The following is a 12,508-nucleotide window of genomic DNA, read 5'->3' on the forward strand; positions in this document are numbered from 1 at the left end:
CGGTCAGGCCAGCAGTGCGTCGAGGCGCTCGTAGCCCTCGGTCACGCCGACCTCCATGCCGTTCTCGACCATGCCGTCGCGCCCTTCGACGCTCGGAAACACGCTCCAGCCGGTGAGCCGAGTGCGCCCGTCGCCCAGGTCGTCGAACCGCAGGGTCTCGATCGACACCTGGTCGGGCAGGCCCTCCCATTCGAAGGTCTGGATGATCAGCTCGTTGGGCCGCACGCGGTGGAAGACGCCGTTGAAGGCGAAGGAATCGCCCTCAGGGTTCGTCTGCACGTAGCGCCAGCGGCCGCCGCTGGTGAGGTCGTAGGCGTCGATGGCCGTCTCGTAGCCGTTCGGGCCGACCCATTGCCTCACGAGCTCCGGATCGGCGTAGGCGTTGTAGACGGCCTCGAGCGGCGCATCGAACTCGCGCACGATCTCGATGAACGGCACGCCGGCGGGGGCGGTGATGGTGACGGGGTTCGTCATGATTTCTTCTCCTTCTTCGCGTTGTTCGTGTTCGTTGTCTCGTTTTCTGATGACGCCGTGCGTGTTCTGGCTGCCGCGGGGCCCTGCACGATCGCGTCGAGGCGGCGGAAGCGCTGCTCGTGCGCGAGTCGGTAGCCGTCGATCCAGCTGGTGAGCCGCTCGAGCGCCTCGGGCGCCAGGTGCACAGGGCGACGCTGGGCGTCGCGGGTGCGTGTGACCAGGCCCGCCGCCTCGAGCACCTGAATGTGCTTCGACACGGCCTGCACGCTGATCGAGAACGGTTCGGCCAGTTCGTTCACGGTGGCTTCGCCGCGGCTGAGACGGGCTATTATGCCCCGTCGCACCGGATCGGCCAAGGCCATGAACGCCCGGTCGAGCGCCTCGTCGGCGCGGGATTCCGTGTCATGCATTATTCAACCTATCTGTTGATCAACGTGTCAGTTGAATATAGATCCGGATGCCACGTCTGTCAAGAACCTGCCAATGGGACTCTCAGTTTCATGCGCGATCATGGAAGGTCCGCTTGCTCTTCGTTTCGAGAACCGTTCTTCCATGACTCATCCCATCGCCCGACATGGCCGGCAGAAGACCCCGAATCCGATCGCTCTGGTGGGCCGCTTTCTCGTGGTGGCGGCCGCGGTCGTCGGCGTATCCGGTGCGGCGTTCGCCGCCTTCGCCGCGTGGAGCGTGTCGAGCGAGGTGCAGACCGTGGCACTCGCGGGCGACATGGCCGGCCCGCCGGCCCAGATCTCCGCCATCGACGGCGGGGTCAACCTGCTGCTCGTCGGCAGCGACAGCCGTGAGGGTCAGGGCGATGCCTACGGAGACACCGAGGGCAACCTCAACGACGTGACGATGCTGCTGCACATCGCGCAGGATCACTCGAGTGCGACCGTGGTGTCGTTCCCGCGCGACATGGTGGTGCCGATCCCCTCCTGCCCCGACCCCGCCGGCGGCAGCTTCGACGCCATGAGCGCCCAGCCGCTCAACGTCACGCTCAGCTACGGCGGGCTGCCGTGCACCGTGCTCACGGTCGAGGCACTCACGGGGCTCAGCATCCCGTTCGCCGCCGAGATCCAGTTCAACGGCGTCATCGAGATGTCGAACGCCGTGGGCGGGGTGCCGGTGTGCGTGGTCGACCCCATCGACGACCCCTACACCGGCGTCGTGCTCGACTCGGGCACGCACCTGCTGCAGGGCGCCGACACCCTCGGCTTCCTGCGCACGCGGCACGGCGTCGGCGACGGCAGCGACCTGGGCCGCATCTCGTCGCAGCAGGTGTTCCTGTCGTCGCTCGTGCGCACCATGAAGTCGAGCGCCACGCTCTCCGACTTCGGCAAGCTCTACGGCATCGCGCGGGCCGCGTCGGGCAACATGGTGCTCTCGCAGAGCCTCGCCTCGCCCGACACCCTCGTCTCCATCGCCCTCGCCCTCAAAGACATCGACCTCGACCGCGTCTCGTTCGTCGCCTACCCCGGCACGACGGGCGGCGACGGTGTCTACGCCGGCAAGGTCGAGCCCCTCTACGACGACGCCGACGTGCTGTTCGCGGCCATCGCGGCCGACCAGCCGGTCGTGACCGCCGACCCGGGCAACACCGGCGTGGGCGCGGTGGTCGACCCGGCGGCGGCTGCGGCGGGGCCCGCCTCTTCGGCAGCTGCTGCGCCTTCGACCACGGCTCCGGCGGATCGGTCGGCGCCCGACGCGACGACCACACCGGCTCCGGATGTCGCGAAGAGTGTCACGGCCCTGCCACAATCGATCACAGGTCAGACCGCAGCGGAGTACACCTGCTCGAAGGGGAACGACGATTAGCCGAATGTCGCACGCCAGGGCGCCCATCGCCCGACACGGCAGGCAGAAGACGCCGCACCCCGTGCGTGCCGTCGCCGCCGTTCTGCTGACGGCCGTCGCCGTCGTCGCCATCAGCGGAGTCTCGCTGGCCGCCTACGCGACGTGGGACGTCGCCCGATCGATCAAGACCGTGTCGCTCGTCTCCGACGAGGCGGCGGCCGCGGCACCCGGTGATCAGGCCGCGGCCGCGCCCCCCGAGATCTCGGCCATCGACGGCGGCGTGAACCTGCTGCTCGTCGGCAGTGACAGCCGCACCGGCCAGGGCGACGCCTACGGCGAAGACGAGGGCGGCGAGCTCAACGACGTCACGATGCTGCTGCACATCTCGCAAGACCACACCAACGCCACGATCGTGAGTTTTCCGCGCGACCTCGTCGTCGACATCCCGGAATGCCCCGGGGGCGGCGGCTACACCGCGCCCATCAACGAGTCGCTCTCGCAGGGCGGCCTCGCGTGCACGGTGCTGACCGTCGAGAGCCTCTCGGGGCTCAGCATCCCGTTCGCCGCCGAGATCCAGTTCAACGGCGTCATCGAGATGTCGAATGCCGTCGGCGGCGTGCCGGTGTGCGTGAGCGAGCTCATCGACGACCCCTTCACCGGCGTCTACCTCGAGCCCGGAACAGCCACCCTCAGCGGAGCCGACGCCCTCGGCTTCCTGCGCACCCGCCACGGCGTCGGCGACGGCAGCGACCTCGGGCGCATCTCGTCGCAGCAGGTCTTCTTGTCGTCGCTCGTGCGCACCATCAAAAGCGACTCGACCCTGACCGACTTCGGCAAGCTCTACGGGCTGGCGAAGGCGGCGGCGAGCAACATGATCCTCTCCGACCGGCTCGCCTCGGCCGACACGATGGTGTCGATCGCGCTGTCGCTGAAAGACATGGACCTCTCGAAGGTGACCTTCGTCGCCTACCCCTCGTACAGCGCCGACTGGGTGCCCGAGGGCAAGGTGGCGCCCGACACGGATGCCGCGGCGGTGCTCTTCGCGGCCGTGCTCGCCGACCAGCCGGTCGCCGTCGAGACCCCCGGTGGCATCGCGTCGGTGCTCGACCCCAATGCTCCTGTGGCCCCGGCCGAGCCGGCCGCCCCGGTCACGGAGGTGCCGGTCGATCCATCGGCCCCGGTCGATCCGGATGCGCCCGTCGACCCCGAAGCGCCGGTCGAGCCCACCGCCCCCGAGCCCGGATCGATCAACGCCGACGGCTCCACCGTGCTGCCCTCGAACGTGAAGGGCCAGACCGCGGCCGACTACACCTGCTCGGTCGGCAACGACTAGCAGACCTCGTGCAACCGGCCGCGTCATCCGTGATTCGCCGCGTCGGTTATGATGGCTGAGGCGCAAGCCAAGGAGACGTCGCATAGTTCGGCCTAGTGCACCACCCTGCTAAGGTGGAGTACCCGCAAGGGTACCGTGGGTTCAAATCCCACCGTCTCCGCACTGAATCCCTGCCAGATGCTTCCGAGGTTCGCGCTCAAGGGCCTTGTCTAAAGCTCCGCAGTCGCGCGTATCCCTAGCACTCGCTTACTTGAATGATGAACGTCTGCGTTCAAGTAAAATGCGAATAACTTGAATTACACTGATGTTGTTTCAAGTTGGGAGAAGCGCCATGGACGTGAGTCGATTCAAAGCGAGTCCGGTTGGAAATCTCACGCCCATCAGCGGTACGGATCGTGCTTCAGGGAAGTCCTTTCATCATTTCGCATTCGTTCCCCACCCTCTGAGTGAAGAACCGCAGTTGACGAACGCGACGTGGCGGGCGGTCTCACGCGCGAATCACGCCCTCGGCCGCCTGCAGCAAGGGTCGATGATCGTCAAGAATCCGAGCATTCTTCGCCAGCCCACGCTCAGGCGCGAAGCGCAGAGCACGTCGGCGCTCGAAGGCACCTTCGCCCCTCTCGAGGAAGTGCTCGCCGCGAACGTCATCGACCAGCCGAACCGGTCATCGGCGCTGCGCGAAGTTCTCAACTATGTGCAAGCGGCGGAGATCGCCTTCGAGTCGCTGGCCCACGGACGCCCGATCACGGTCGGACTCGTCGAACAGTTGCACGCCGATCTCGTTGCGGGCACCGCGGCTGATACCGACGACGCCGGCCGAACTCGATCCATCCAAGTGGCGATCGGAACTCAGGGAGGAGGCGTGGACCAAGCACGCTTCATCCCCATGCCTCCAGGCGCAACGCTTCGTGCGGCATTCGGCGACCTCATCGACTGGGTGCGTCTCAGCGAGAGCGGTGGAAGTGATCGTGATCCCCTTGTTGCCGCTGCAATGACTCACTACCAGTTCGAGACGATCCATCCATTCAATGACGGTAACGGCCGGCTCGGCCGCCTCCTGATAGTGCTGCAGCTTCTTCAAGATAGGGTGCTCTCCGAACCGCTTCTGAGCGTCTCGCCCTGGTTTGAGGCCCGTCGCGATCAATACCAGAACGCGTTGGCGGAGGTCAGCATGACGGGTGACTGGAATAGGTGGGTGATGTTCTTCGCGGAAGGCCTCGAAGCGTCTGCCGTCGACACCGCCAAGCGACTTGAGGCGCTGCTCGCGGTTCAGGAGCACTTCCACGAGGTGTTGCGAGACGCGAAGGCGCGAGGGATTGTGCGTGACATCGCCGATCACTTGATCGGACTACCGTTCGTGAACATCAGAAACTTGGCGGACCTGACCGGCGCAACCTATCAGGCAGCGAGTACCGCGGCCGGCAAGTTGGTCGACCTCGGGATTCTCGAGGAGATCCATTCTCAAAGCGTCAGAGCGTTTCGTGCGCCCTTGGTGCTTGCCGCCATAGTCCGCTGACCTTCTTCGGATCGGGCGGCGGCGACGAACGCCTAGGCCACGTCCTCGTTCCGGAACACTCAGGTCGTCTCGCCCGAGACCAGCCGCACGAGCGCGTCGAAGTCCTCGCCGGCGGATGCCTGCTCGACCGGATCGATGCCTGGTCGGCGCAAGAGCGCCGGAAGGGCGCGCAGGCGCGAGAGCATGATGGCGGGCTCATCGATGTCGACCGTGGTGAGTCGTGGTGACACGAGCTGCCCCACGTCGGTGTGGTCGGCGCCGACCAGCGACAGCTGCCCCGGGATGTCGACGCCGAGAGCGCGTGCCGCGGCACACGCGGCGATGGCCACGTCGTCGTTGTAGCAGCAGAGGCCGACGGGGGCGCCGGGCTGCTGCTCGAGCAGGCCCGCGAGCACGCGGGTCGCGCCCGACAGCTCGAGCGGGATGCGCACGTGCTCGGGTTCGGGGAGGCCCCGCTGCGCGGCGGCGTGCGCGATGCCGTTGAAACGCGGGGGGCCGAAGGGGTCAAGACGCGCGTCGGAGATCGCCGCATAGACCAGGCGGCGCGGGCCCGACTGCAGCACCGCGTCGACCTGCACCCCGCCGATGTGCGCGCTGACCGGGTCGGTGCCGTCGACGGCGGTCTCGTCGTATTCGGGAACGACCACGGCGCCCGTCGAGGTGAACTGCCGCTGCTGCTCGAGTGAGAACACCCCGAAGTTCACCACCGCAGTCGGCCGCAGGTCGAGAACCGAGGCGAGAGTGCTCTCGCTGTCGGCGCCGGCGAAGCGCACCACGACGCTCAGCCCGGCGGTGGCCGAGGCCGCGGCGATGGCATCGACCGTGTTCTGCAGGTGCGGGCCGAAGGTGGCGTTCGGCACCACCACCACGATGAGGTCGCTGCGCCCGGTCACCAGCGCGCGCCCGGCCCGTGACGGCCGGTAGTCGAGCGCCGCAGCGGACTCAAGCACCCGATCGCGGGTAGCCGGCGGGAACCGGGCGTCGTCGCCGTTGAGGATCTGGCTCACCGTCGAGCGCGAGACCCCCGCGTGCCGAGCGACGTCGATACTCGTCGCCCGTCGCGAGGGGGGAGCGGGTTCTGCGGTCATGCATTCAGTGTGGCACAGACCGTTGACACGCGACACTAAGGACCTCTACAGTCAGTGTCGCGTGTTACTGACACGTGATACTAGACGAAGCAGACGCTGACGAACATGACGAAGGGGTCAGAAATGGCGAAGGATTCCGCGAGGAACCAAGCAGAACAGGCGAGGGCGGCGATCGCCCTGAGTGCCGAGCAGTCGACCACGGCCGCGCTGGCCGCCGAGACGGTCGGACAGGCGATCGGGGCCACCGGCCAGCGCCTCAGCATCCGTGAACGACTCGCCTACGGGGTGGGCGACATCGGCGGCAACCTGATCTTCGCGCCCATCTCCGCCTTCCTGCTGTTCTACTTCACCGACACCGTGGGCATCGGCGCGGCCATCGCCGGCACTCTGCTGTTGTTCGGGCGTGTGCTCGACGGCACGATGGATCTCGTCCTCGGGTCGTTCATCGACCGCACCACCACCCGCTGGGGGAAGGCGCGGCCGTGGATCCTGTTCAGCACCCCGGTCGTCGTCATCTCGTTCGTGCTGCTGTTCAACGTTCCCGCCGGACTGGGCGATGGTGCGAAGGAGGCCTACGCCTTCGTCATGTACTTCCTGTGCCTCGGCGTCGGCTTCGTGGGCTCGAACCTGGCCTACCACACGCTGCTCTCGGTGATCACGACGAACTCGAAGATGCGCGTCTCGCTCACCGTCATCCGCACCTTCTTCGCCCTCTTCACCACGCTGGTCGTGAACTTCATCACCATTCCGATCGTGACCTCCTCGGGTGGTGGCCAGAGCGGCTGGACACTCGTCTCGCTCGTCTACGGAGCCATTGCCGCCGTCACGTTCCTGATCGTGTTCTTCGGCACCAAAGAACGCGTGAAGACGACACTCAAGGTCGACTCGGGAAAGAAGCTTCCGTTCGGGCAGACCGTGAAGATCCTGGTGAAGAACCCGTACTTCTTCCTCGTGTTCGGGTTCTTCCTGCTCAACTTCCTCCTCACCGGCATCAACGGCGTGGGCATCTACTTCGCCCAAGACGTGCTGGGCGACGCGAACCTGTACAGCTTCCTCGGCCTCATCCAGATCCTCCCGCTCTTGATCGGCATGTGGTTCATGCCGCCGCTGATCGCGCGCTTCGGCAAGCGGCGGCTGATCATGATCGGCGTCGTCATCACGGTGCTGGGCATCGTGATCTCGCTGATCGACCCGTCGAGCTTCACCCTCATCCTGAGCGGCGGACTGGTGCGCTCGGTGGGCGGCATCCCGATCGCGGCCGCCCTGTTCGCCCTCGTCGCCGACGTGGTCGACTACGGCGAGTGGAAGACCGGCGTGCGTCTCGACGGCATGACCTACGCCGCGGCGACCGCCGGCCAGAACTTCGGAGCCGGACTCGGCGTCGCCCTCGTCGGCTGGCTGCTGGCGGCGGCGAACTACGACGGTGCCGCCGCGACGCAGCCCGCGTCCGCGGTCGGAATGGAGGTCTTCCTCTACCTCTGGATCCCCCTGATCGCCGCGGTGCTGATGGGCGTCATCATCTACTTCCTCAACATCGACAAGAACCTCTCGACCATCCAGCGCGACCTCGCGGCGCGCCGTGCCTCCCGTGAGGCCGGCGAGTTCGCCGCCACGGAGAACTCATGAAACGCATCCCCTTCACCGACGGCTGGCAGTTCCGCGAGAAGGTGAACCCGTTCGCCGAGATCGGCGGCCCCGGAGCGCCGTACGAGCCGGTCGTGATTCCCCACGACGCCTCCATCGGGCGCCCGCGCGACCCTCGTGGCGAACCGGCGGCGGCCTACTTCTCCGGGGGTGCGTACCAATACCGGGCCTCGTTCCCGACCCCCGCCGACGCGTCCCAGGTCGTGTTCGAATTCGAGGGTGTCTACCGCGACGCGATGGTCTACATCAACGGCGACTTCGCCGGCCAGCGCCCCAACGGCTACGCGGCCTTCACCGTGGATGCCGGTCCGCTCCTGCGCCCGGCCGGCGAGACCAACGAGATTCTGGTGGAGGCGCGTGCCCACCGCGACTCCCGCTGGTACACCGGGGCCGGCATCTACCGGCCGGTATGGCTGCTCACCGGTAGCGACGTGCACATCCCTTCGGGCGGCCTCCGGGTCTCCACGCCCGACGTGGATGCGCTCGGCGCGATCGTCGAGGTCGCCGTGACGGTTCAGAACGCGAGCAGTCGCGTGAGCACCGTCGATGTGGAGGTGACGGTCGAAAGCCCTTCCGGTGATCGCATCGCGGGCGGCATCGCGCGGGTCACGACCCGCCCCGGAGCCCGCGCGATCGCCCGGCAGCGGCTGTATGTCGCCGAGCCCGCGCTCTGGAGCGAGACGGCGCCGGCGCTGCACACCGCCCGGGTCCGACTCGTCGGAGAGGGCGAGCGTGAGGGCGACTCGATCGACGAGGCCGACGCGGTCTTCGGCATCCGGCGGCTCCAGCTCGACCCGGTCAACGGCCTGCGTGTCAACGGCGAGGTGGTGAAGCTCCGCGGCGCCTGCGTGCACCACGACAACGGTCTGCTCGGCGCGGCCACCTTCGCCGGCGCCGAGGAGAGGCGGGTGCGGTTGCTCAAGAACGCGGGGTTCAACGCCATCCGTTCGTCGCACAACCCGCTGAGCTCGGCAATGCTCGACGCCTGCGACCGGCTCGGCATGTTCGTGATGGACGAGACCTTCGACGTGTGGACGTCGGCGAAGTCCGACTTCGACTACTCGCTGCACTTTCCCGAGTGGTGGCAGCGCGACATCGAGTCGATGGTGACGAAAGACGTCAACCACCCCAGCGTCATCCTGTACTCCATCGGCAACGAGATCCCCGAGACCGGCTCCCCGGTGGGCGGCATGCTCGGCCGCGAACTCGCCGAGAGGGTGCGTGAGCTCGACCCCACACGGTTCGTCACCAACGCCGTCAACGGCATGCTCGCCGTGATCGACGACGTGAAGCGGATGGCGGCCGAGCGGGCAGGCTCCGCGGATGCCGGCGCGACGGCCGAGGAGGGCGCCGGCATCAACACCCTGATGGCCGGCCCGGGCGATTTCATGAACCTCATCGGCGCTTCGCCACTCGTGACCGAGAAGACCGCCGAGTCGTTCGGCGTGCTCGACGTGGCCGGCATGAACTACCTCGACGCCCGTTACGAGAGCGATCGCGAGCTCTTCCCCAACCGAGTGATCGTCGGCACCGAGACCTTCCCCACCCGCATCGACCACAACTGGGCGCTCGTGCGCGAGAACGCGCATGTCATCGGCGACTTCACCTGGACCGGGTGGGACTACCTCGGCGAGGTGGGCATCGGCCGCGCCCAATACCTCGACGCCGAGCATCCGGCCCCCAGCATCGCCGCGCCCTATCCATGGATCGCGGCCTGGTGCGGCGACCTCGACATCACCGGCCACCGACGCCCCGCCTCCTACTACCGCGAGATCGTCTTCGGCCTGCGCGCCGAGCCCTACATCGCCGTGGTGCGCCCGCGCGACGACGACGCCGTGCTGTATGCGGGGCCGTGGACGTGGAGCGACAGCATCAGCAGCTGGAGCTGGGCAGGCCATGAGGGCGAGCTCGTCACCGTCGAGGTCTACAGCGACGCCGACGAGGTCGAGCTGCTGCTCGGCGGGCTCTCGCTCGGCCGCGCACCCGCCGGGCCCGATCACCGCTTCCGCGCCGAGTTCGCGGTCGAATATCGGCCGGGCGAGCTCACGGCGCAGGCGTGGCGCGCCGGCGCGAAGGCCGAGACCTCGACGGTGCGGAGCGCTGCCGGCCCCGCGCGCTTGTCGGTGACGGTAGAGCAGTCCGAGCGCTCGGAGCTGGCCTTCCTGGCCGTCGAGCTCGTGGATGCGTCGGGCACGGTCGTGACCGATCGTGCCCCTGCCGTCACGGTCGATGTTGATGGCTCCCTCGCCCTTCAGGCGTTCGGGAGCGCCGATCCGATGCCCACCAGGCCGCTCGGTTCGACGACGCAGCACCTCTTCGACGGGCGAGCGCTCGCCATCGTGCGCACCGGGAATGGTGATGGCACCGTCACCGTCACCGCCCCCGACTACGAGCCCGTCACCGTGCGGCTGTAGAGACCTCACAGGCCCAGCGCGCCGAACTCCGTCACGTCGCTGGGCCCTCGTCGGCGGCCCACCGCTCGAGGGCGCGGATCGCCTCGCGAAGGGCGAGCCCGCGCTCGGTCAACGCGTAGGCCCGGGTGTTGTGCCGCAGCGGCAGGCGATACAGCACGCCGGATGCCTCGAGCTCGCGCAGGCGCGTGGCGAGCTGGTTGGTTCCCAGTCCGAGGTCGCGCTGAAGATCGCCGTAGCGCTGCGGGCCCTCGAGCAGCCGCTCCACGATGAGCAGGGCCCACCGGGCCCCGACGACATCGAGGGCCGCGGCGAGATCGCTCACGCGGTCGGATCGGCGTCGGGCTTCATCCAGAACGGCGAGTAGTGGTAGCCGTCGGGGTCGTCGAACTGACGCTGGTACATGAAGGGGTAGTCGTCGATGTCGCCGACCCGTCCACCGGCGGCCGCCGCACGCTCGATGAGCTCGTCGACCGCTTCGCGACTGTCGAGGTCGAACGAGACCGTCACCTTCGAAGGGGTGTCGGGGCCGCCGATGAGCGACTCGACGCCGCCGACGCTCGCGTACATCTCGCGGGTGCCGAGCATGAGGTACTGCTCGGGCGCGATCGCGAAGCACGACACGTTGTGATCGGACATCTCGGGGTTGAGGGTGAAGCCGAGAGCGGTGTAGAAGGTGGTCGCGCGTTCGACGCTCTCGACCGGGCAGGTGATGAAAAGGCTCATGCGCCAATACTTCCAAAATGAAAGCGCCTAGGTCAAGGCCTTCTTCGGCGCTGTCGATCGAGGCGGAAGGCGCTCCGCGGCTTACGGTGGTGAGTGCGGCGCCCCGGGAGGAACCACGATGACCAGCACCACGCGCGACACCCTGTTGACCGAGGCCGACCTCGAGCGCCGGGCTGCGCTCCGGCGCATGAAAGCGCTCGCGACCGCCCTGCTGGTGCTGTCGGCGATCGTGTTCGCGGTCGCTTTCGCGCTCGAGGACCAGTACGCCTGGCTCGGCTACGTGCGGTCGGCCGCCGAAGGGGCGATGGTGGGTGCGCTCGCCGACTGGTTCGCCGTGACCGCGCTGTTCCGGCATCCGCTCGGCCTCCGCATTCCGCACACGGCGATCATCCCGAACCGCAAAGACGAGATCGGGGTGAGCCTCGGCGAGTTCGTCGAGCAGAACTTCCTCTCCGACGAGGTGGTGCGCAGCAAGCTGGCCACCTTCAGCGTGGCCGACCGGGTCGGCGCGTGGCTCGCCGACCCGGCGAACGCCGAGCGAGCGAGCGCCGAGGGCGCCGTGATGGCGCAGGGTCTGCTGCGGTTCTTCAGCGACAGCGACGTCGAGAGCCTCATCGAGAGGCTCGCCCGGGAGTACCTCTTCGACCGGGAGTGGGCGCCGGCACTCGGCCGGGTGGGGTCGGAGCTCGTGGCCGCCGACCAGCAGCGCGCGGTCGTCGACGCCCTGCTCGATGCGGCGGAGACCTGGCTCACCGAGCATCCGGATGCGCTCGGCGAGGTCGTCTCCACCCGGCTGCCCCGCTGGGTTCCCGGGTTCGTCGGCGACCTCGCCGACGAGCGGGCACACCGCGAGCTGATGGGCCTGCTGCACGCGGTGCGCGACGACCCGGAGCATCCGATGCGGGTGGCGATCGACGGCTATCTCGTCGATCTCACCGACCGGCTGCAGCACGACCCCGCGATGGCCGACCGGGTCGAGCAGATCAAGGCCGAGTTCCTCGAGAGCCCGCGCCTGCGCTCCTTCGCCGGGCAGCTGTGGGGAGCGGTGAAGTCGACCTTGGCCGAGTCATTGGCCGACCCGGCGAGCGAACTGCGGTCGGCCGCGACATCCGCTCTGCTCGACGTCGGCGTGCGGCTCTCGAACGATCCGGCGCTCTCGGCCAAGATCGACGCGTGGATCGCCGACGCCGCGGGCTACGCGGTGCAGAAGTACCGGCACGACCTCGCCTCGGTGATCAGCGACACGGTGCAGCGCTGGGATGCCCGCGAGACCACCCAGAAGATCGAGCTGCAGGTAGGCCGCGACCTGCAGTTCATCCGCATCAACGGCACGGTGGTCGGCGCGATCGCGGGCGTCGGCATCTACGCGATCGCCACGGGGGTGCACGCGCTGCTCGCCTGAGCCGGGCTGACGGGACTCTCGCTTCGCCCCTCGGGCTGTCTCACCCGGTCGAGACTGGGGGGTCTCCCGGATTCGCCGGTCGGCCGAACCGTGGTGGTATTGCCGCACGTTCTCGACAAA

The 12,508-nt window shown here is 67.9% G+C and carries 11 protein-coding genes and 1 tRNA gene; 7 read left to right on the plus strand and 5 right to left on the minus strand.

Features of this window, described 5'->3' with window-relative positions; translation table 11 throughout:
• Positions 1 to 3: 3 nt before the first annotated feature.
• Positions 4 to 474 (minus strand): SRPBCC family protein, encoded by a 471-nt coding sequence (locus N1032_RS19265; protein WP_259541151.1) that lies wholly within the window; start codon positions 472 to 474, stop codon positions 4 to 6.
• Entirely contained in the window at positions 471 to 884 is a 414-nt protein-coding gene (locus N1032_RS19270; protein ID WP_259541160.1) for an ArsR/SmtB family transcription factor, read from the minus strand. The genes N1032_RS19265 and N1032_RS19270 overlap by 4 nt, the downstream gene beginning before the upstream one ends.
• Before the next feature lie 142 nt (positions 885 to 1,026).
• Here N1032_RS19270 and N1032_RS19275 point away from each other — a divergent pair, with 142 nt between their 5' ends.
• The 4 genes from N1032_RS19275 (at position 1,027) to N1032_RS19290 (ending at position 5,117) form a co-directional block, all read left to right on the plus strand.
• Positions 1,027 to 2,289: an LCP family protein gene (locus N1032_RS19275; RefSeq protein WP_259541162.1), complete on the plus strand. Its 1,263-nt coding sequence runs from the start codon at positions 1,027 to 1,029 to the stop codon at positions 2,287 to 2,289.
• 4 nt (positions 2,290 to 2,293) lie between these two features.
• Positions 2,294 to 3,601, plus strand: a complete 1,308-nt coding sequence (locus N1032_RS28325; RefSeq protein WP_310795972.1) for an LCP family protein — start codon at positions 2,294 to 2,296, stop codon at positions 3,599 to 3,601.
• Positions 3,602 to 3,672: 71 nt separating this feature from the next.
• A tRNA-Ser gene (locus N1032_RS19285) sits at positions 3,673 to 3,761 on the plus strand.
• Positions 3,762 to 3,932: 171 nt separating this feature from the next.
• On the plus strand, positions 3,933 to 5,117 hold the full coding sequence (locus tag N1032_RS19290; RefSeq protein WP_259541171.1) for a Fic family protein: 1,185 nt from the start codon (positions 3,933 to 3,935) through the stop codon (positions 5,115 to 5,117).
• A gap of 59 nt (positions 5,118 to 5,176) precedes the next feature.
• Here the strand turns inward: N1032_RS19290 and N1032_RS19295 are convergent, their stop codons facing one another.
• Positions 5,177 to 6,205, minus strand: coding sequence for a LacI family DNA-binding transcriptional regulator (locus tag N1032_RS19295; RefSeq protein WP_259541172.1), 1,029 nt, complete (start codon positions 6,203 to 6,205; stop codon positions 5,177 to 5,179).
• A gap of 123 nt (positions 6,206 to 6,328) precedes the next feature.
• Here N1032_RS19295 and N1032_RS19300 point away from each other — a divergent pair, with 123 nt between their 5' ends.
• Positions 6,329 to 7,831 (plus strand): MFS transporter, encoded by a 1,503-nt coding sequence (locus tag N1032_RS19300; protein ID WP_259541174.1) that lies wholly within the window; start codon positions 6,329 to 6,331, stop codon positions 7,829 to 7,831.
• Positions 7,828 to 10,263, plus strand: a complete 2,436-nt coding sequence (locus tag N1032_RS19305; RefSeq protein WP_259541176.1) for a glycoside hydrolase family 2 TIM barrel-domain containing protein — start codon at positions 7,828 to 7,830, stop codon at positions 10,261 to 10,263. Before N1032_RS19300 ends, N1032_RS19305 begins: the two co-directional genes overlap by 4 nt.
• 31 nt (positions 10,264 to 10,294) lie before the next feature.
• Here N1032_RS19305 and N1032_RS19310 read toward each other — a convergent pair whose 3' ends face one another.
• Together N1032_RS19310 and N1032_RS19315 are read right to left on the minus strand one after the other, a co-directional pair.
• Positions 10,295 to 10,585 (minus strand): winged helix-turn-helix transcriptional regulator, encoded by a 291-nt coding sequence (locus N1032_RS19310; protein WP_259541177.1) that lies wholly within the window; start codon positions 10,583 to 10,585, stop codon positions 10,295 to 10,297.
• Positions 10,582 to 10,986, minus strand: a complete 405-nt coding sequence (locus tag N1032_RS19315; protein ID WP_259541179.1) for a VOC family protein — start codon at positions 10,984 to 10,986, stop codon at positions 10,582 to 10,584. The genes N1032_RS19310 and N1032_RS19315 overlap by 4 nt, the downstream gene beginning before the upstream one ends.
• Before the next feature lie 118 nt (positions 10,987 to 11,104).
• Here N1032_RS19315 and N1032_RS19320 point away from each other — a divergent pair, with 118 nt between their 5' ends.
• Complete coding sequence (locus N1032_RS19320; RefSeq protein ID WP_259541181.1) at positions 11,105 to 12,388, plus strand: DUF445 domain-containing protein; 1,284 nt, start codon at positions 11,105 to 11,107, stop codon at positions 12,386 to 12,388.
• Positions 12,389 to 12,508: the final 120 nt, after the last annotated feature.

This window comes from Herbiconiux daphne (genome assembly GCF_024979295.1).
In the GTDB taxonomy this organism is placed as follows: domain Bacteria; phylum Actinomycetota; class Actinomycetes; order Actinomycetales; family Microbacteriaceae; genus Herbiconiux; species Herbiconiux daphnes.